21 protein-coding genes and 1 riboswitch are annotated in these 19,526 nt (G+C 65.2%); of the genes, 4 read left to right on the plus strand and 17 right to left on the minus strand.

The window, feature by feature from the left end; translation table 11 throughout:
• Positions 1–274: 274 nt before the first annotated feature.
• The 5 genes from thiL to J7360_RS03145 form a co-directional block, all read right to left on the minus strand.
• Positions 275–1,249 carry a thiamine-phosphate kinase gene (thiL, locus tag J7360_RS03125; RefSeq protein ID WP_057663144.1) on the minus strand — a complete coding sequence of 325 codons (975 nt, stop codon included), beginning with the start codon at positions 1,247–1,249 and terminating at the stop codon, positions 275–277.
• 221 nt (positions 1,250–1,470) lie between these two features.
• Positions 1,471–1,941 carry a transcription antitermination factor NusB gene (gene nusB / locus J7360_RS03130; RefSeq protein WP_007968663.1) on the minus strand — a complete coding sequence of 157 codons (471 nt, stop codon included), beginning with the start codon at positions 1,939–1,941 and terminating at the stop codon, positions 1,471–1,473.
• On the minus strand, positions 1,938–2,402 hold the full coding sequence (gene ribH / locus J7360_RS03135) for a 6,7-dimethyl-8-ribityllumazine synthase (RefSeq protein WP_003490334.1): 465 nt from the start codon (positions 2,400–2,402) through the stop codon (positions 1,938–1,940). Before ribH ends, nusB begins: the two co-directional genes overlap by 4 nt.
• A 339-nt stretch (positions 2,403–2,741) precedes the next feature.
• Positions 2,742–3,881 carry a 3,4-dihydroxy-2-butanone-4-phosphate synthase gene (ribB, locus tag J7360_RS03140; protein WP_022558288.1) on the minus strand — a complete coding sequence of 380 codons (1,140 nt, stop codon included), beginning with the start codon at positions 3,879–3,881 and terminating at the stop codon, positions 2,742–2,744.
• Entirely contained in the window at positions 3,878–4,480 is a 603-nt protein-coding gene (locus J7360_RS03145) for a riboflavin synthase (RefSeq protein WP_007968659.1), read from the minus strand. Before J7360_RS03145 ends, ribB begins: the two co-directional genes overlap by 4 nt.
• A gap of 168 nt (positions 4,481–4,648) precedes the next feature.
• Positions 4,649–4,827: riboswitch (FMN riboswitch) on the minus strand.
• A 218-nt stretch (positions 4,828–5,045) separates the two neighbouring features.
• Here J7360_RS03145 and J7360_RS03150 point away from each other — a divergent pair.
• Positions 5,046–5,669 carry a hypothetical protein gene (locus J7360_RS03150; protein ID WP_007974101.1) on the plus strand — a complete coding sequence of 208 codons (624 nt, stop codon included), beginning with the start codon at positions 5,046–5,048 and terminating at the stop codon, positions 5,667–5,669.
• Between the two features lie 89 nt (positions 5,670–5,758).
• Here J7360_RS03150 and ribD read toward each other — a convergent pair whose 3' ends face one another.
• The 5 genes from ribD to J7360_RS03175 all read right to left on the minus strand — a co-directional run bounded on the left by ribD (position 5,759) and on the right by J7360_RS03175 (position 9,923).
• Positions 5,759–6,868: a bifunctional diaminohydroxyphosphoribosylaminopyrimidine deaminase/5-amino-6-(5-phosphoribosylamino)uracil reductase RibD gene (gene ribD, locus J7360_RS03155; protein ID WP_057663147.1), complete on the minus strand. Its 1,110-nt coding sequence runs from the start codon at positions 6,866–6,868 to the stop codon at positions 5,759–5,761.
• Positions 6,865–7,350, minus strand: a complete 486-nt coding sequence (locus tag J7360_RS03160; protein WP_209033232.1) for a GNAT family N-acetyltransferase — start codon at positions 7,348–7,350, stop codon at positions 6,865–6,867. Before J7360_RS03160 ends, ribD begins: the two co-directional genes overlap by 4 nt.
• Positions 7,347–7,871, minus strand: coding sequence for a transcriptional regulator NrdR (gene nrdR / locus J7360_RS03165; RefSeq protein WP_003490311.1), 525 nt, complete (start codon positions 7,869–7,871; stop codon positions 7,347–7,349). Before nrdR ends, J7360_RS03160 begins: the two co-directional genes overlap by 4 nt.
• A gap of 102 nt (positions 7,872–7,973) precedes the next feature.
• On the minus strand, positions 7,974–9,227 hold the full coding sequence (glyA, locus tag J7360_RS03170; protein ID WP_007974096.1) for a serine hydroxymethyltransferase: 1,254 nt from the start codon (positions 9,225–9,227) through the stop codon (positions 7,974–7,976).
• A 198-nt stretch (positions 9,228–9,425) separates the two neighbouring features.
• The gene (locus tag J7360_RS03175) at positions 9,426–9,923 is read right to left on the minus strand and encodes an RcnB family protein (protein ID WP_209033234.1); all 498 of its coding nucleotides are present in this window, start codon (positions 9,921–9,923) and stop codon (positions 9,426–9,428) included.
• 224 nt (positions 9,924–10,147) lie between these two features.
• Here J7360_RS03175 and ettA point away from each other — a divergent pair, with 224 nt between their 5' ends.
• Together ettA and J7360_RS03185 are read left to right on the plus strand one after the other, a co-directional pair.
• Entirely contained in the window at positions 10,148–11,809 is a 1,662-nt protein-coding gene (ettA, locus tag J7360_RS03180; protein WP_005910999.1) for an energy-dependent translational throttle protein EttA, read from the plus strand.
• Between the two features lie 194 nt (positions 11,810–12,003).
• Positions 12,004–12,342: a hypothetical protein gene (locus J7360_RS03185; protein WP_007968646.1), complete on the plus strand. Its 339-nt coding sequence runs from the start codon at positions 12,004–12,006 to the stop codon at positions 12,340–12,342.
• Positions 12,343–12,377: 35 nt separating this feature from the next.
• Here the strand turns inward: J7360_RS03185 and J7360_RS03190 are convergent, their stop codons facing one another.
• Positions 12,378–13,289 (minus strand): EamA family transporter, encoded by a 912-nt coding sequence (locus tag J7360_RS03190; protein ID WP_209033236.1) that lies wholly within the window; start codon positions 13,287–13,289, stop codon positions 12,378–12,380.
• Complete coding sequence (locus J7360_RS03195; protein WP_057663163.1) at positions 13,286–14,077, minus strand: PhzF family phenazine biosynthesis protein; 792 nt, start codon at positions 14,075–14,077, stop codon at positions 13,286–13,288. The genes J7360_RS03190 and J7360_RS03195 overlap by 4 nt, the downstream gene beginning before the upstream one ends.
• Before the next feature lie 126 nt (positions 14,078–14,203).
• Between J7360_RS03195 and J7360_RS03200 the strand changes: the two genes are divergently transcribed.
• Positions 14,204–15,604, plus strand: a complete 1,401-nt coding sequence (locus tag J7360_RS03200; RefSeq protein ID WP_209033238.1) for a PLP-dependent aminotransferase family protein — start codon at positions 14,204–14,206, stop codon at positions 15,602–15,604.
• A 197-nt stretch (positions 15,605–15,801) separates the two neighbouring features.
• Here the strand turns inward: J7360_RS03200 and J7360_RS03205 are convergent, their stop codons facing one another.
• The 5 genes from J7360_RS03205 to J7360_RS03225 all read right to left on the minus strand — a co-directional run bounded on the left by J7360_RS03205 (position 15,802) and on the right by J7360_RS03225 (position 19,130).
• Positions 15,802–16,176 (minus strand): hypothetical protein, encoded by a 375-nt coding sequence (locus J7360_RS03205; RefSeq protein ID WP_244667743.1) that lies wholly within the window; start codon positions 16,174–16,176, stop codon positions 15,802–15,804.
• Positions 16,145–16,975: an S-formylglutathione hydrolase gene (fghA, locus tag J7360_RS03210; protein WP_057663211.1), complete on the minus strand. Its 831-nt coding sequence runs from the start codon at positions 16,973–16,975 to the stop codon at positions 16,145–16,147. The genes J7360_RS03205 and fghA overlap by 32 nt, the downstream gene beginning before the upstream one ends.
• A gap of 58 nt (positions 16,976–17,033) precedes the next feature.
• On the minus strand, positions 17,034–17,609 hold the full coding sequence (gene gfa, locus J7360_RS03215) for an S-(hydroxymethyl)glutathione synthase (protein ID WP_057663226.1): 576 nt from the start codon (positions 17,607–17,609) through the stop codon (positions 17,034–17,036).
• A gap of 68 nt (positions 17,610–17,677) precedes the next feature.
• Positions 17,678–18,787: an S-(hydroxymethyl)glutathione dehydrogenase/class III alcohol dehydrogenase gene (locus tag J7360_RS03220; protein ID WP_007974085.1), complete on the minus strand. Its 1,110-nt coding sequence runs from the start codon at positions 18,785–18,787 to the stop codon at positions 17,678–17,680.
• 67 nt (positions 18,788–18,854) lie between these two features.
• A complete protein-coding gene (locus J7360_RS03225; protein WP_005911021.1) occupies positions 18,855–19,130 on the minus strand; it encodes a metal/formaldehyde-sensitive transcriptional repressor in 276 nt (91 codons plus the stop codon).
• Positions 19,131–19,526: the final 396 nt, after the last annotated feature.

A 19,526-nucleotide genomic window follows, 5' to 3' on the forward strand; every position in this document is an offset into this window, starting at 1 on the left:
CGGGATGCGGGATGCGGGATTGCGTGTGCGAGTCCGCCCACTCGGGAGCGGCTGGGCAAACCGGCTCGCGACCTTCTCCCGCTTGCGGGAGAAGGTGCCCGAAGGGCGGATGAGGGCGCTGGCAGGACCCGTCGTTCCCCAATGCGCTCCACCCAACTTCGCAGAAGGCGCCACCGCCGCCTCCACTAAGGCACCCAGCGATCAGCGCAGCAGCATCGTCTCAGCGCAGCGCACCGGCACCGTCCACATCCACCGCACGCTCCAACCCCACGCCTCAGCCGACGAAATGCTGGTACCCGCGCTGCGGTGGTTGCCAGGGATTGCCTTCGGCGTCGTGCACCACCACACCCGGCGCGGCGACAATCTGGCCGATGCGGGTTGCCGCCACCTTTGCAAATTCCATTGCCTGCGCCACGGCATCGCGATGCTGCGGCGCGGCGGTGAAACACAACTCGTAATCGTCGCCACCGCCGAGTTGCCAACCAAGGCACTGCACCACGTCGATTCCGGCACTGCGCGGCATCGCCGGTAAGGCCGCAAGCACTAGGCGCGCACCCACGCCGCTGCGTTCGCATAGATGTCCCAGATCGGCCAGCAGCCCGTCGGAAATGTCAACGCACGCATGCGCAAGCCCGCGCAGGCGCAGCCCCGCCTGTACACGGGGCTGCGGACGCAGCAGGCGGCCGCGCCAGCGCTCGTGCAATGGGTCGGTAGCCGCGCAGGTCACATCCAGCTGGCCGGCCTGCCACAACGCCAACGCGGCGGCCGCTTCACCCGGCGTACCGGTCACCCACACGTCATCGCCAACGCGTGCACCATCGCGCCGCAATGCTGCGCCCGGCGGCAGGCTGCCGATCGCAGTCACCGCGCACGACAACGGCCCGCGCGTGGTGTCGCCACCGACCAGCACGATCTCGTGCGCATCAGCCAGCGCGAAGAAGCCATCGGCAAACCCATCCACCCATGCCGCATCGTCGTGCGGCAACGACAACGACAAGGTGCACCAACGCGGTTGCGCGCCCATCGCCGCCAGATCGGAGAGATTGACAGCCAGCGTCTTCCAGCCCAGATCGTCAGCGCGCGTCTCGTGCGGAAAATGCACGCCGGCATTGAGCGTATCGGCGGTGATCGCCAACTGCTCGCCGGCCGGCGGCTGCAGCAATGCTGCATCGTCGCCAATGCCCAACGGCACGTCGGCACGCGCTGCAATGCGCGCACGCAGACGGGCAATTAGATCGAATTCGGGCATTTGAAGGGCTGGAATTGGGGATTGGGCATTCGGGATTCGTAGCAGCGGGCTTTGCAAGATGCGGCAGGATGGCTGACTAGCTGCACCATCGAACGATATGCAGCGCGGGCATGGCCGCTCACCCAACGGTCGAGTCGCTCAAGTGCGGACGGTTGCACCGCGCATCGGCAGGACCGTCAATCTCTGCAAATCCCGAATCACGAATGCCCAATCTCGGCGCTTCAGGCGCCCGACTCCACCTTGCGCCACTCCACCGCGGCGCGGTCCAGCACCCCGTTGACATAGGTGTGGCCGTGCTCGGAGCCGAAGCGCTTGGCGGTTTCGATCGCTTCGTTGATCACCACGCGGTACGGCACATCCTGGCGGTACAGCAATTCGTAGGCAGCCAGGCGCAGCACGGCGCGTTCGATCGCATCGACCTCTTCCACGCTGCGATCCAGGTACGGCGTCAGTGCGGTATCCAGCTCGGCGCGGTTGCTCAGCACGCCCTCCACCAGGTTCTCGAAGTAGGCCAGATCGGCCACTTCGTGCGCCTGCTCGTGCGCGAACTGGGCGATCACCTGCTTGGCGAAGCCGCCGGAGATCTGCCAGGCATAGACCGCCTGCAAGGCGCGCCGACGTGCGCGCGAGCGCAGCACCGGGTCGATACCGTCGCGACGGCCGTGGCGCGAATGCCCACCGGGCTTGCTCATGGCAGCAACTCCATCAAATTCACCAGTTCCAGCGCTGCAAGCGCGCATTCCTCGCCCTTATTGCCGTGGCTACCGCCAGCACGGGCTTCGGCATCTTCCACGCGCTCGACCGCCAGCACGCCATTGAGCACCGGCACGCCGGTCTGCAGCTGCACGCTCATCAGGCCTTCGGCACACAGGTCGGCCACGTGCTCGTAATGGCGTGTATCGCCACGAATCACGCAGCCCAGCGCGATGATCGCGCCGTGCTGACCGGACTGCGCCACGCGATTGGCGGCGATCGGGATCTCCCAGGCGCCCGGCACGCGGATCACGTCGATGGCGTCTTCGCCGATGCCGTTGCCGGCCAGGCTCTGGCGCGCGCCGGCAACCAGCACGTCGGTGATACGGGCATTCCAGCGGCTGGCGATGATCGCAAAGCGCGCGGTGGTGGGGCGAAGATCGCCTTCGTAGTGGGTCATGCGGGTCGGCAACTCGAGGGGGCGGGAAGTTTAACAGCTGCCGGGCCCAGGCCTGGCCGACGCGTGTGAGGCGGGTCGGCCAAAGCAGACCCGGCCATGCGCGTCAACAACACAGGCCATGGCCATTGGCCGAAGTTATTGAGGACATCGCCCAGCGCCACCTGGCTCTTGCGCCTGCGCAGCCAGCCGGCGCAGGCCATGGCCCGATTGGTAGCCGACACCAGGCCACTGCGTTGCCGGCACACGCACCGCGTTGCTGACGGCTGCGCCCCGTCAGCAACGCAACAGTCGAGACCACCGCGACCGGCCAAGTGATTGCGGCAACCGCTCGCAACCATCTCAGGGAACGGCAGACGGCGGCACCGCGCGCGCGCCTTCACCGGCGTGGCACTCCAAATACTCGACCACCTCCAGCCCGAATCCGGCCAACCCCACCTGGCGCCGGGGGGTACCCAGCACGCGCAACTTGCCCAGGCCGAGGTCGGCCAGGATCTGCGCACCGGCGCCGTTGCGCCGCCACTGACTCACGTCCTTGGCATTGGCCGCGGCTTCGGGCTGCTGGCGCAGCCGTGCCAGCAGCGATTCGCTGTCGCGTGGCGCCGACAGCACCACCATCACGCCCTGCCCCTCGGCGGCGATCGCGCGCAAGGCGTCGGTGGCTGCCACGCCGAAGTCATCGCGTTGCCAGTGCAGCAGGTCGGCCAATGGGTTTTCCACCTGTACGCGCACCAGCGTCGGCGTCTGCGGATCGGCGCGACCGCGCAACAGCGCAAAGTGCAGGTCGTGCGCGATGCGGTCGCGGTAGGTCACCAGCTTGAACGGACCGAATTCGGTGGTGATCTCGCGTTCGTCCACGCGCTCGACGGTGTGCTCGTTGGCAAGCCGATATGCGATCAGGTCGGCGATCGAGCCCATCTTCAGCCCATGCTCGCGCGCGAACACTTCCAGCTGCGGGCGACGCGCCATGCTGCCGTCCGGGTTGAGCACTTCCACCAGCACACCGGCCGGTTCCAGCCCGGCCAGCATCGGCAGATCGCTGGCCGCTTCGGTGTGGCCGGCGCGGGTCAGCACGCCACCGGGCTGGGAGATCAACGGGAAGATATGCCCGGGCTGGCTCAAATCCTGTGGCCGCGCATCCGGACGGACTGCGGTGCGCACGGTGTGTGCGCGGTCGTAGGCCGAAATGCCGGTGGTCACCCCTTCGGCCGCTTCGATGCTGACAGTGAAGTTGGTCTGGAACTGCGCGGTGTTGTTGCGCACCATCGGCGCCAGACCCAGCTGCGCGCAGCGCTCGCGGGTCAGCGACAGGCACACCAGCCCGCGCGCGTGGGTAACCATGAAGTTGATGTCCGACGGCTTCACCAACTCGGCGGCCATGATCAGATCGCCTTCGTTTTCGCGGTCTTCGTCATCGACGATGACCACCATGCGTCCGGCGCGCAGTTCTTCGATCAGTTCCGGAACGGGTGCGAAATTCATGCTGCCCCCCGCGTGCCGAGCAGGCGTTCCACATAGCGCGCCACCAGATCGATTTCCAGGTTCACCGCCGCACCGACCGCAGTCTGCGCAAACGCGGTGTGGGCCACGGTGTGCGGAATCAACGCGACCTCGAAGCCGTCTTGGTCTACGTCATTGACGGTGAGGCTCACGCCGTCCACGCAAATCGAGCCCTTCTTGGCCACATAGCGCAACACCGACGCCGGCGCGGCAAACCGCCAGCGCTGCGCACGCGCATCGTCATGGATCGACTGCACCTGGCCCAGGCCATCCACATGCCCGCTGACCAGGTGCCCGCCAAGCCGATCGGTGGGTCGCATCGCGCGTTCCAGATTGAGCAATGCGCCCTCCGGCAACGCGCCCAGGGTGGTCAGCGACAGCGTCTCGGTCGAGGCATCGGCCTGAAAACTGGCCGCGTCGAATGCGATCACGGTCAGGCACACGCCATTGACCGCGATGCTTTCGCCCAACTGGACAGAGTCGAACGGCAGCGTGCCGGTGGCGAAGGTGAAACGCACATCGCCGCCCTGCGGCTGTCGCGCGGCCAGCTGGCCGACGCCTTCGATGATGCCGGTGAACATCAGCGTGCCCCCGCTTGCAGCAGCAAGGCTGCCGTGGTGGAGCGCTGGAAGGCCGCGGCGCAGCGCGGCAGGTGGTGCATGGACATTAGTCGTTTCTCGCAGGAGTTGAGCGAAAAACGCCGCAAGGCAAAGCAAACAGGCGCGCGCGCAGCCGCAAGGCTGCGCGGTGGCCGTCTTCTTTCATCCGGACTATACCGTCGGCTCCGGCATCGGACCGGATCTGCTGACCTTGCGCAGCAGGAGTTTGGCGTTAGTCCGCTCAACCCTGGAGTGCAAGCGCTCGCGGGCTCGCATGCTTGCGCATGCCTACCGCCGGTGGGGAATCGCACCCCGCCCTGAAGACGTTCGTGAGTACCGGCGAACCGGCGCGCAAAGTTTAACAGGGCACATCGGCGCGATGGCCGAGTGTGGGCGACGTCTGACAGGACACTGCGTCATGTCGGGAAATCCCCCATAGCCAGGATTGTGAAGGATCTGTTAATTTACGCGCCGCGACGGGAGACGTCGTTCTTTCCACCTCGCAACGGGGTGGAGACACGGACATCAATTCGGAGAGAGACATCCAATGCGTAATACCCTGATCCTGGCTGCCCTGCTGGCTGCCGCACCGTTTGCCGCGTCTGCGGAAGGCCTGAGCTACACCTACGTCGAAGGCGGCTGGAACCGTACCGAAATCAGCGTCAATGGCGATTCGGACGATATCGACGGCGGCTACATCCGCGGTTCCTGGCAGATTGCCCAGCCGGTCTACCTGTTGGCCAGCTATGAGCGCGCCAACAAGGATTACACCCTCGGTGGCGGCTTCGTGCTCGAGGGCACGCTGCAGCAGGCCACGCTGGGTATCGGGTACCGCCAGGAAATGACCGAGCGCGTCGAGTTCACCGCCGACATCAGCGTGTTGCGCGCCAAGGTCGAATCCGACCTGCGCCTGCGCGGCCGTTCGGTCGACGATGCGTCGGATTCGAGCAACCTGGGCTTCGCCAACCTGGGCCTGCGCGGCAAGCCTTCGCCGCGCACCGAAGCCTGGATCAAGGCCGGCTACATCGACGGTAGCGACGTGGACAAGGGTGAGTTTGTCGGCACCCTGGGTGGCCAGGTCAACTTCACCCGCACCTGGGGCCTGGTCGCCGAAGCGCAGTTCGTCGACAACGCCAACCAGTACAAGGTCGGCGTGCGCGCGAGCTTCTGATCGGCGTCGCGCATGAAAAAAGGCCCCGCATGCGGGGCCTTTTTTCATGCGCGCAACGGCACGGCCGCGCAGCGCGCGCCATGCAGCGCTCACCCGGCAACAACCGGCGCATAGCGCAGACGCAGATCCTGACCCAGCTGGCGCACATCCAGCAGCTGCAGCGCCGCACGCTGCGCCATCGTTTCGATGCCAAGGCCAGCGAGCAAGGGCTTGGCGCTGTCGCCCAGCAACACCGGGGCCATGTAGACCAGCAGTTCGTCCACCAGCCCGGCCTGCAGCAGCGCACCACTCAGCGTGGCGCCGCCTTCCACGTGGACTTCGTTGATGCCGCGCTCGGCCAGCAGCGCCAGCACCGCGGCCAGATCGAAACGTCCAGCATGCAACGGCATCGCAAGGAACTGCGCATCGTCCAGCGAAGGTGCGGACACATCCTCGCCATGCAGATACAGCGTCGGCGCATCGCCCTGACGAATGTTCCTGCACGCCAGCGTCCGCAGCCCGGCATCGAGCACCACGCGCAACGGCGGCACGACCGGCGAGTCCTCGCCCATCCGCACCGTCATGGATGGGTCGTCGGCCATCACCGTACCTGCACCGGTCAGGATCGCGCCCGCACGTGCGCGCCAGCGCTGCACATCTGCACGCGCATCGGCACTGGTGATCCATTTGGATTCGCCGCTGGCCAGCGCGGTACGTCCGTCCAGGCTGGCGCCAAGTTTGACCCGCAACCACGGCCGCCCGCGCTCCACCCGCGACAGAAATCCCCGGTTGAGCGTGCGCGCCTGCGCCTGCATCACGCCGCTCAGCACATCGATCCCGGCCTCGCGCAGCAACGCGAAACCGCCGCCATTGACCTGCGGAAACGGGTCGGCCATCGCCGCGACCACACGCATCACGCCTGCCTCGATCAAGGCCAGCGCACACGGCGGCGTGCGTCCGTAATGCGCGCACGGCTCCAGCGTTACATACGCGGTGGCACCGCGCGCCAACTCACCCGCTGCACGCAGCGCGAAGACTTCGGCATGCGGGCCGCCGGCACGTTGATGAAAGCCCTCGCCCACGCAGACGCCATCGCGCACGATCACGCAGCCCACCATCGGATTGGGGCGGGTGGTGTAGGCGCCGCGCTCGGCCAGACGCAACGCCTGCGCCATCCAGCGATGGTCGTCGGCACTGCCGATCGTTGCGGCCTTACTCATTGCGTCACCACTCCCGGCGCAATGCGCATCACCACGATCTGCATCGGGCCCAGCAGGAACTCGGTATGTGTCTGCCATCCCAGGCGCTGGTAGAACGGCGCCAATCCCGGCTGGCAATACAGGTAGAGCAGCGACACGCCCAGCTGCGCGGCGGCCTGCACACAGTGCGCCACCAACGCCTCGCCGATGCCCTGCCCGCGCGCTTGCGGCTGCACATACAACGACGCCAACCAAGGCGACCATTGCCGAATGCGTGCATCATCGTTTTCGAGCAGGCTCACCGAGCCCAGCCACTGCGTCTGATCCAGCGCCACCCAGGTCGTCGGAATGACCCCATCGCGCACATGGCTGCGCAACTCGCTCAGCGCCTCATCGATGTTCCACTCCGGCAACAGCGCGCCAAAGGCCTGTAGATGCGCCTGCGCAATCGCAGGCAGGTACTGCGGCGTTTGCGCAACGCAGGCGATGCGCACCGCGCTCATCGCTTGCCGGGTTTGCCGGCGCGTTCCAATGCCGCTTCCAGCAGCGGCAGTTGTTCGCTGCCGACCGGCAGTTCGCGTTCGAGCTTTTCGATTTCCTCGCGGAAGTCGGCCACGTCCTGAAAACTGCGATACACCGAGGCAAAGCGCACATAGCCGACATGATCGAGCTTGCGCAGCTCCACCATCACGTATTCGCCTACCCGCAGCGAACCCACTTCGCGCTCGCCGGACATGCGTAGCTGGTGCACCACCGCACGCACCGCCGCTTCGATCTGCTCTTCGGCCACCGGCCGCTTTTGCAGCGCGCGGTCGAAGCTGGTGCGCAGCTTGCGTGCATCGAACGCCTCGCGCCCACCATCGCTCTTGACCACGGTGGGCAGCTTGAGCTCGATCGTTTCCAACGTACTGAATCGCTCGCCGCACGCCTCGCACTCGCGACGCCGACGGATCGTCGTGCCGTCTTCGGACACCCGCGAATCGATCACGCGGGTGTCGTTGTGCTGGCAGAAGGGGCAATGCATCAGACGTCCGGGATTTGGGATTGGGGATTGGGGATTGGCAATAGCACAAGCAAGGACGCGCCGTTAGCGCATCCCGAATCCCGAATCACCAATCCCGGCACCTTAGCCATACACCGGATAGCGCTTGCACTGCGCAGTCACCGCATCACGCACCTTCGCCAGCACGGCGTCGTCGGTTGGCGCGTCGAGCACGTCCGCGATCCAGTTGGCCAGATCGATGCTGTCCTGTTCCTGGTAACCGCGCGTGGTGATCGCCGGGGTGCCCAGGCGCAGACCGGAGGTGACGAACGGCGAGCGCGGGTCGTTGGGGACTGAATTCTTGTTGACGGTGATGTGCGCCTTGCCAAGCGCAGCTTCGGCGTCCTTGCCGGAGACATCGCGACCGATCATGTCCACCAGCATCAGATGGTTCTCGGTGCCGCCGGAGACGATCTTGTAGCCGCGCGCGATCAGCGTATTGGCCATCGCCTGGGCGTTCTTGACCACTTGTTGCTGATAGGTCTTGAACGCCGGTTCCAGCGCCTCCTTGAACGCCACCGCCTTGGCCGCGATGACATGCATCAGCGGGCCGCCCTGGATGCCGGGGAACACGATCGACTGCAGCTTTTTCTGCAGCTCTTCGCTGGCGCCCTTGGCCACGATGATGCCGCCACGCGGGCCACGCAGCGTCTTGTGCGTGGTCGAGGTGACCACGTGCGCGTGTTCCATCGGGCTGGGATACACCCCGGCGGCGACCAGGCCGGCGATGTGAGCCATGTCCACGAACAGGTAGGCACCGACGCTGTCGGCGATGGCGCGGAAGCGGGCCCAGTCGATCTTCTGCGAATAGGCAGAGAAACCGGCCACCACCATCTTCGGCTTGTGCTCGGTCGCAAGACGCTGCACCTCGTCGTAATCGATCAGGCCCTGCTCGTTGACGCCATACTGCACCGCGTTGAACAGCTTGCCGGAGACGTTGACCTTTGCGCCGTGGGTCAGGTGGCCGCCATGCGCCAGGCTCATGCCCAGGATGGTGTCGCCCGGCTGCAGCAGTGCCAGATACACCGCCTGATTGGCCTGCGAACCGCTGTGCGGCTGGACGTTCGCGTAATCGGCGCCAAATACCTGCTTGATGCGCTCGATCGCCAGTTGTTCGGCAATGTCCACGAACTCGCAGCCGCCGTAGTAGCGCTTGCCCGGATAGCCTTCGGCGTACTTGTTGGTCAGCTGGCTGCCCTGCGCTTCCATCACCAGCGGGCTGCAGTAGTTTTCGCTGGCGATCAGCTCGACGTGATCCTCCTGGCGGCCGGCTTCAGCAGCGATGGCCTTGGCCAGTTCGGGGTCGTAGGTTTCCAGTCGGACATCGCGCGAGAACATTCGAAGCTCCGGGGCAGCTGTTGGCCAGTAGGGTCGCCGATTGTAAGCCCCTGCCGCACGGGTGACCAACCGCGCCGCCAGCACGGCCCGTGCACCCATACCGCGCACATGACAAAGGCGCACCCGAAGATGCGCCTTTGCGTGATGACTGCCCCGACGGCCGGTCGCGGCCGGGAATGAACCGGTGGCCGCGCCGAGTTAGTTGTTGAGCACCAGGTCGGCAATGATGCCGGTGGCGATAGCCACCAACAGCAGATTGCCGCGGTCGTCGCGCTGCCAGCGGTAGCCGTACGGCGGGCGGCGCAGGTCGTAGCGGTCGTAATCGTTCACCACATAGACCGGACCGTGGTAGCGCTGACCACGGGCCCAGTACGGACGCGGCGGCGGGCCGGCGCGGTAGTACGCGGGGCGGTCGTAGACATAGACACGATTGCGGTCGTAGCGGCGGTCCTGGTAGCGGGCATCGCGGTAGCCCTCGCGATAGCCATTGCTGTAGTAGGGGCGGTCCTGGCGCCACTCGCGACGGTCGTCACGGCGGGCGTCGCGCCAGTCCCTTCGATGGTCGGGGCCATGGTGGCGATCAAAGCCGCGGCGATCGTGGTCGCGGTCCCAATCCCCGGCGAACGCAGCAGGTGCGAAGGCACCCAGCGCCAGGATGGAGGAAAGCACAACGGTAACGATGCGTTTGCGGTTCATGACAGTTCCTGTTCGCGGTGTCGTAATTTCATTAAGGGGCGGACCGCCTTAACGCATTCTTGCTGGAATCGATTACGAAAAAGCCTATTCAGGTCGAAAGTAAGGTGCCGTTTAACTGCAGGGGCGCTGCCGCGACCCAAGCCACTTGCCCGTATAATTGGCGCAACCCCTTTTCCGCTGCCTCCGGCCTCGGCCGGCGGGCTGCCTGCGTCCACGGAGCCCCCATGTCGCAATACATCTACACCATGAACCGCGTCAGCAAGGTGGTCCCACCCAAGCGGCAGATCATCAAGGACATCTCGCTGAGCTTCTTCCCGGGCGCCAAGATCGGCCTGCTGGGCCTGAACGGCGCGGGCAAGTCCACAGTACTGAAGATCATGGCCGGCGTGGACACCGACTTCGAAGGCGAGGCACGCCCGCAGCCGGGCATCAAGGTCGGCTACCTGGCGCAAGAACCGCAGCTCAATCCCGAGCACACCGTGCGCGAGGCGGTGGAAGAAGGCGTGGGCGACGTGCTGCAGGCCCAGGCCGCGCTGGATGCGGTGTATCTGGCCTATGCCGAGGAAGGCGCCGATTTCGACGCGCTGGCCAAGGAACAGGAACGCCTGGAAGCGATCCTGGCCGCCGGCGATGCGCACACCCTGGAAAACCAGCTGGACGTGGCCGCCGATGCGCTGCGCCTGCCGCCGTGGGACGCCATCGTCGGCAAGCTCTCCGGTGGCGAAAAGCGTCGCGTGGCGCTGTGCCGGCTGCTGCTGCAAAAGCCGGACATGCTGCTGCTCGACGAACCCACCAACCACCTGGACGCCGAGTCGGTGGAATGGCTGGAGCAGTTTCTGGCGCGCTACACCGGCACCGTGGTGGCGGTGACGCATGATCGCTACTTCCTGGACAACGCCGCCGAGTGGATTCTGGAACTGGACCGCGGCCGCGGCATTCCGTGGAAGGGCAACTACACCGACTGGCTGACCCAGAAGGACGAGCGCCTCAAGCAGGAAGACAACCAGGAGAAGTCCCGCCAGAAGGCGATCCAGAAGGAACTGGAATGGTCGCGCCAGAACGCCAAGGGCGGCCGCACCAAGGGCAAGGCACGTCTGGCCCGCCTGGAAGAGCTGCAATCGGTCGATTACCAGAAGCGCAACGAAACCAACGAGATCTTCATCCCGCCGGGCGAACGCCTGGGCAACGCGGTGATGGAGTTCAAGAACGTGTCCAAGAAGTTCGGCGACCGCCTGTTGATCGACAACCTGTCGATGATCGTGCCGCCGGGCGCCATCGTCGGCATCATCGGCCCCAACGGTGCCGGCAAGTCGACCCTGTTCAAGATGATTACCGGCCAAGAAAAGCCGGACTCCGGCGAGATCGTGGTCGGACCGACCGTGCAGCTGTCGTACGTGGACCAGAGCCGCGACGCGCTGGAAGGCAACCACAATGTATTCCAGGAAATCGCTGGCGGCCTGGACATCCTCAACATCAACGGCATCGAGATCCAGTCGCGCGCCTACATCGGCCGCTTCAACTTCAAGGGCCAGGACCAGCAGAAGATGGTCGGTTCGCTGTCCGGTGGTGAGCGCGGTCGTCTGCACATGGCCAAGACCCTGCTGCAGGGCGGCAACGTACTGCTGCTCGACGAACCGTCAAACGACCTGGACATCGAAACCCTGCGTGCGCTGGAAGATGCGTTGCTGGAATTCCCTGGCAACACCTTCGTGATCTCGCATGACCGCTGGTTCCTGGACCGCATCGCCACCCACATCCTCGCCTTCGAAGGCGATTCGCACGTGGAGTTCTTCCAGGGCAACTATCGCGAGTATGAAGAAGACAAGCGCCGCCGCATGGGCGACGACGCCGGCCCCAAGCGCCTGCGCTTCAAGGCGTTGAAGTAAGTCGTCGTCGGAGGAGAAAAAAGGGCGCCGAAAGGCGCCTTTTTTTCTGCGACGTCAGCGGACGGGTGCTTGGCTGTTAGCTGATGGCTGCTATCGCCGTCCACCTGCGCCTGTGCAGTCGCCCGTTCGCGCGTCGACGGCATGCTCACTTGCGCTGCACTACCGTGCCGGCGTCATCCATCTGAGCCTTGCACATGCCTGTCAGCTATTCGATCAGCCTGCCCGATCCCAAGCTCGCCCGTGGCAGCGCGCCGTCGGTGAGCTTCACCGCCAATGGCGCCGAAGCCTTTGCCGAGCAATTGCAGGCGGCGCTGCGCGACCCGGCCTGGTTCGATCGTTGGCGCCAACTGCAGGCTGACCCGGACGAGGTGGACCCCAGCCTTGGCATTACCGACCCGGCCGCCACGGTCACCGGCAAGCAGCACGACCTGCACATCGACCTGGTCGCCACCACCAGTCTCCCGGGGGAGCTTTTCAAGCAGCGCATGCAGGCACTGGCAGGCTCGCACTGGCAAATGCGCGACGTTCGCTGAAGCTGCATCGCCACGCGCCCTGCGTGGCAGGCTGGTTACGCCGTCGTCCCTGCGCGGCGTGGCCATCGCCATTTCAGATTCACCGCCAGCGTGCCGACCACGATCAGCGTCAGGCCCAGCCACTGCAGCGGCACCAAGGCGTGGCCGTAGAGCAGGTAATCCAGCAGCAGCGTGACCAACGGGTACACAAACGCCAACACGGCGATCGTGGCCACGTGCAGATGGCGATACGACGAATAGAACAGCACGTACACCACGCCGCTGTGGATCACGCCCAACCCGACCAGCCAGACCCAATGCAGCCCTGGATGCAGCGCCGCACTGCTGGAGAAGCCGGCCAACAGCAGCGTGCCGACCCAGCACTGCACGGTCACGACCGCCAGCGGGCGCTCGCGGCTGATGCGACGCGACATCAGCAGCGATGCGCCGCACAGCAAGGCTGCCAGCAGGGTCAGGGCGATGCCGAGCAGATAGCCGCGATCGACCGCCTGCCACAGCCGCGCCGGATCGGCGGAGCACGCCACCCCGACGAATGCCAGCAGCGTCCAGCCCAGATCCGCGCGCCACGTACGCTCGCCCTGTAAGACCGCCGCCAGGATGAGCATGACGAACGGGAACACGTGATAGACCATCGTCGCCACGCCGATCGACGAGCGCGCCATGCCGGCGAACAATGCCACCCAGTTGAGCACCAGCAATACTCCGCTGATGGTCGCATCGCGCAGCAATGCGCGCTCCTGCCACAGACCCCGCAACTGGCCGCCGAACACACCGCACACGGTGAGAAACAGCGCACCGAACAGGCAGCGATAGAACACGGCGGTGACTGGGTCCTGGCGGCTTTCATGCACGAACACACCGACCGAGCCGATCAGCACTTCGGCCACCAGCAATTGCCAGACGGCACGGCGCGCTGCGCTGGTAGCCACGGCGACGGCCGCGCTCACAACGCGATCGTCCCATGCAGGTATTGCACTGCGCTGCCGCGCACATAGACATGCGGCCCTTCGACCCGGCAGCCAAGCTCGCCGCCACGCGTTGAAGCTTGCAGCGCGGTCAGCTGCGCTTTGCCCAGGGTCTGCGCCCACAACGGCGCCAATGCCGCATGGATGGAGCCGGTCACTGGATCTTCGGCGCCGCCATTGGCCGGCCAGAAATAACGCGATACGAAATCGTGGCCGCTGCCGGGCGCGGTCACCGCAACATCCCGTGGCGCCAACGCCAGCATGCGCGTCAGATCCGGCACCACCGCGCGCACCTGGCGCTCGTCCGCGTACACCGCGATGTACGCCTGCCGGTTGGCGTAGACCGTCTGCGGCGCGATCGACAAGGCATCGAGCAGGGCCTGCGGTACCGCTGCCACCAAGGCCGGCGCCTGCTTCGGAAAGCGCATCTCGAAGCTGCCGTCGGCGAGCCGTTCCACACCCAGTTCGCCGACCGCGGCCGCACGCAAACGCAGCGGGAACGGTGCGAGTTGCTGGGTGGCGATCACGAACGCGCTGGCCAGCGTCGCGTGACCGCAGAAGCCGACCTCCTTCAGCGGCGAGAACCAGCGGATCGCGAACACGCCATCGGCATCGCGTACAAAGAATGCCGTCTCCGACAGGTTGTTTTCGCTGGCGATGGCCTGCATCAGCGGATCCGGCAACCAGGCCTGCAGCGGCACCACCGCAGCCGGATTGCCCTTGAAGCGGAGCGTGGTGAACGCATCGATGACGAACACGGAAAGCGGCATGACCGGCCTCGCACACAACGGGAACGCCAACACGCGGGCCGGCACAGCAGCAGTGTGCAGCGCTGCCCCTGACCAGTACAGATTCAGATACGCTACAAATCAACCAGTACAGATGAGGCGCCTTCAATGCTCTTGTACGAATCGCTCGCCATGCGGCTGCGCGAGCAGATCGAGCGTGGCACGTTGCGCGCCGGCGAGCGCCTGCCCTCGATCCGGCAGTTGGCCGCCAATCACGGCATCAGCGCGGCCACGGCGGTGCAGGCGTGTCTGCAACTCGAGCGCGAAGGACGCGTACAGGCGCGGCCGCGCGCGGGCTACTTCGTGCGCGCCACGGCCGTTGCATCGCCTGCCGCGCTAGCTGCGCCGCGTCGACGCACGCCTGGCATGGTCGATCATCCGGCATTGCAGCGCGTGCTAGATACCGTGGCGCGCACCGACCTGTTGCCGCTGCACACCGCCACTCCTGCGCCTGCCCTGTTACCCGCCGCGCACCTGGCCGCCGCATTGTCGCGTCAGTTGCGGCGCCAGCGCACTGCCGCACTGGATTACGCGCCACCGCAAGGTCATGCCGCGCTGCGGCGGCAAATCGCACAACGCTACGCGCATTGCGCCACCAGCGTGACTGCGGACGAAGTGGTGATCACCGCCGGCGCGATGGAAGCCATCAGTTTGGCGTTGCGCACACTCACCATGCCCGGCGATGTCGTTTTGGTGGAAACTCCCACGTATCACGGCATCTTGCAGGCGATGGCCGCATTGCGCCTCAAGGTGCTGGAGGTGCCCAACCGCAGCGGCCAGGGGATCGATATCGCGCGCCTGGAGTCGCTACTGCAACGCACGAAGGTGCGCGCTGCCGTGCTGGTACCCAATTTCAATAATCCAATTGGAAGCCTTACCCCCGACAGCGCCAAGCGCGCCCTGCTCGACAGCTGCGCGCGACATGGCACGGTGATGATCGAAGACGATATCTACGGCGAGCTCGATTGGTCGGGCCAGCGCCCACGTCCGCTGCGCCACTTCGATACACATGCCAACGTGATCACCTGCGGCTCGTTCTCCAAGGTGCTGGCCCCGGGCCTGCGCGTGGGCTGGTTGCTCGGGGGCGACTGGACCGACGCACTGGTGCGCGCCAAGTATTTTTCCACGGTTGGCAGTGCCAGCCTGCCACAACTGGCGCTGGCCGATTACCTGACGCATCACGATCTGGAACGCCACCTGCGCAAGCTGCGCCGCACACTGGCCGACAACGGGCAACGCCTGCGCGATGCGATCGTGCGGCACTGGCCAACAGGCACGCGTGTCGGCGACCCCGCTGGCGGATTGTCGCTCTGGCTGCAATTGCCCGAAGGCGGCAGCGGCCAGGCGTTGTTCGAAGCCGCATTGGCCGAACGCATCGGCACCTCGCCCGGGCATTTGTATTCCAGCCGTGGCGACTACGCCGATCACCTGCGCCTGAGCTGCGGCCAGCCGTGGAGTGACACCCTGGAAGCGGCAATGCGCCGGCTGGGCAAACTGGCTGCACGATGACCGCGTTGAAACGCCGCCTGCGGACGTTCACAGGCATCGCGCAGGTGGCTGGTTCGCACCGACACTGCGTTGTCCATCAAACTGCGTTGTCGATCAATACGCGACTGCTGCAAAGGGCCGCGCTCAGCGGACTGGCAGAACGACTGCACTCGCCGCCAGGCGGCTGTGGCCGGTACTCGGTGCGGCGTGCATCAAGCTTACATTCTGTCGCCCAAACGCGCCCCATGCGGAGGTGACGACGACTCGCAAGGTTCTGGCAGCCGCTCCAAAACAGATCCACGTTGCAAAAAACTCCTGGCATCCCAGCGCGCGCGATCGACGCTTTTGATCGGCAGCCACTGGTAAGGCGTCGTTTCGCCAGCCAGCACCGGCAACACAATGCCCGGCGTGATCATCGCAGCAAAACCCGGAGCCAGCAGTTCGGCAAGCGCGGCGATGAGATAGCCAGGGTGCGGCAGCGTACAGGCGCAGCCGATGTGTATGTCATGCAACTCCCAGCTGCGCTGCGCGTCTTCAGGCCATACATGCAAGCGCCTGCACTCACCCACGCAACGCCGCAGCGTGATGCGCAATGTGCTCGCCGATGAAGCTGGAAATGAAGTAGTAACTGTGGTCATAACCGGGCTGCAACCGCACCGTCACCGGGTAGCCGGCGGCCTTGGCAGCGTCTTCGAATAGCGCGGTTCTCAGCTGGTTTTGCAGAAATTCGTCCGCATCGCCCTGATCGATCAGCAGCGGCAAACGCTCCTGAGCGTCGGCAATCAATGCGGTGGCATCGTAGGCTTTCCAGGTCGCACGGTCGTTGCCCAGATACTGGCCAAATGCTTTCTCGCCCCACGGCACCTGGCTGGGCGCCACGATCGGCGAAAACGCCGACACGCTGCGGTAACGGCCCGGGTTCTTCAGTGCGATGGTCAAGGCGCCGTGCCCACCCATCGAATGGCCACTGATCGCACGCGCACCGGTGGTGGCGAAGGTCGCTTCGATCAACGCCGGCAATTCGTTCACCACGTAATCGTACATGCGGTAATGCGCCGCCCACGGCGCCTGCGTGGCATCGACGTAGAAGCCGGCGCCCTTGCCGATGTCGTAACCGTCCGCATCCGCCACATCCTCGCCCCGTGGGCTGGTGTCGGGCGCAACCAGGATCACGCCATGATCGGCCGCATAGCGCTGCGCGCCGGCCTTGCTGATGAAATTCTGTTCGGTGCAGGTCAGACCGCTCAACCAGTACAGCACCGGCAACGGGCCGTCGGCGGCTTGCGGCGGCAGGTAAACGCCCACCTGCATGCTGCAGTTCAAGGTGTGCGACGGATGCCGATAGACATCCTGCCAGCCGCCGAAGCAGGCGCGGTGTTCGATACGTTCCATGAGATTCCTTACGAAGAGAAAACCCTGCAGCCGGATCGCCGGTTGCAGGGTTGGACCATCAATGCAACAGACCCTTCTTGCGTGCCACATGGGCCGACAGGGCATCCATCAACGTTGGGGAAAGGCAGTCGTAGGCTGGCAACCCCAGTTCGGTCAGGCGCGCGCGTACGCCATCCATCTGCTCCGGGGGCGTGCCGGTTTCGATGATCGACGAGACGAACGCGGCAAAGCCCGGTGCCGACCAGCCCTGTTGTTTCGACAACTCGGTGTGCACGAAATCCAGACCGTAGAACGCATGGTCCTTGTTTTCGATCCGCCCATACAGGTGTACGCCGCAACCGGTGCACGCATGGCGCTGGATCGTCGCGCTTTCGTCGACGATCTTCAGCTTTTCCTGGTGGGCGGTGACCTTGACGTTGTCGCGCGGAACCACCGCCACGACCGAGAACTTCGCGCCATCGGGTTTCCAGCATTTACTGCAACCGCAAGCATGGTTATGCGCGGTCTGCGCAGACACCTCGACGGTCACCTTGTCGTTGGCGCAGAGGCATTCAAGCGTGCCGCCTTGAAAATTTTCTGCACCGCCTCGCGCAACACCATCATCTACCGAAGGATGAATCGACACGTTAGTCATCACGCTCCTCCCGGAGTGTCGGGTACCACGTGCGCGGAAGCGGCCGCGCGCCGCTCCTGGCCGCCTGGTCAGAAATGGATCACGGTACGGATCGACTTGCCCTCGTGCATCAGGTGGAAGGCCTCGTTGATCTCTTCCAACGGCATGGTATGGGTGATGAATGGGTCCAGGTCGATCTCGCCCTTCATCGACTGCTCCACCATGCCCGGCAATTGCGTACGTCCCTTGACGCCACCGAAGGCGCTGCCGCGCCATACGCGGCCAGTCACCAGCTGGAAGGGACGCGTGCTGATTTCCTGGCCGGCGCCAGCCACGCCGATGATGACGCTCTCGCCCCAGCCCTTGTGGCAACACTCCAGCGCCGAACGCATCACATTGACGTTGCCGATGCATTCGAAGCTGAAGTCCACGCCGCCATCGGTCAACTCGACGATGACCTCCTGAATCGGCTTGTCGTAGTCCTTGGGGTTGATGCAGTCGGTGGCACCCATGCTGCGCGCCAGATCGAACTTGCCCGGATTGGTGTCGATGGCCAGGATGCGCCCGGCCTTGGCCTGTACCGCGCCCTGGATCACCGCAAGACCGATGCCGCCCAGGCCGAAAACGGCAACACTCTCGCCGGGCTTGACCTTGGCGGTGTTGTGCACTGCGCCGATACCGGTAGTGACGCCGCAGCCGAGCAGGCAGACCTTCTCCAGCGGTGCCTCCGGGTTGACCACGGCCAGCGAAATTTCCGGCACGACGGTGTATTCGCTGAAGGTGCTGCAGCCCATGTAGTGATAAATCGGCTCGCCGTTGTAGGAGAAGCGCGTGGTGCCGTCGGGCATCAGGCCCTTGCCCTGGGTGGCGCGCACGGCCTGGCACAGGTTGGTCTTGCCGGACAGACAGAATTTGCACTTGCGGCATTCGGCCGTGTAGAGCGGGATCACGTGATCGCCAACCTTGACGCTGGTCACGCCTTCGCCGACCTGTTCGACGATGCCGCCGCCTTCATGCCCGAGCACCGACGGGAAGATGCCTTCCGGGTCGTCGCCAGACAGCGTGAAGGCATCGGTGTGGCACACGCCGGTGTGGGTGATGCGGACCAGCACTTCCCCGGCTTTCGGCGGCGCGACGTCGATTTCGACGATTTCCAGCGGCTTGCCGGGCCCAAATGCGACTGCTGCACGGGATTTCATGGGATGACGCTCCTGACGATGAGGTTCGAGGACGGGGGGCGCGACCAGCGCCGACCCGGTGGGAGTTCTATTTGAGGTAGGACCGGACCAGGCCCAGCAAGTCCTGCACCCGTTCGGCGCGTTGCGCATCGGATGCGGCGGCGTGCCCGAAATCTTCGCGGATATGCGCTTCAAGCACCTGCGACATCAGTCCGTTCACGGCACCCCGAATCGCGGCGATCTGCTGCAAGACCGGAGCGCAGTCTGCGCCCGCCTGCAGCGCCCGCTCCAGCGCGTCGCATTGCCCGCGCAACCGGCGCACACGCGCCAGCGCTCGCTTTTTCTCGTGCGGCGAATGCGGCATGGCGGCTCCAGCGAAATACTGGGGGGCAGTATATGGATTGTTTCGAAAAAAGCTATGCCCGGCGGCCTGCTGACGGTCGTCTTGTTGAGTGCGATCACCGCCCCTCGTTGGCATCTGGGGCGATGCGCGAGTTGCCCGCTGGCAGCACATGGGTGAAGAGGCCACCTGTAGCCGCAGTGCAGCACGCACATTGCGCAGAGGTGGCGACACCTCGCACGCCGCAGACGCGAGACACCCGGCACAACGATGGCTGCGGGCCATACCCCAACACCTGAACCTTCGATCATCGCTACCGTTGCCGACCGCCGACGTGGCGTCCCCGCATCAGCGCAGGGGCTGGAACGGCGGTAGCGGTAGCGGTAGCGGTAGCGGTGGCGGTAGCGGTAGCGGTGGCGG

The organism is Xanthomonas sp. D-99, assembly GCF_017746145.1.
GTDB lineage: Bacteria > Pseudomonadota > Gammaproteobacteria > Xanthomonadales > Xanthomonadaceae > Xanthomonas > Xanthomonas cissicola.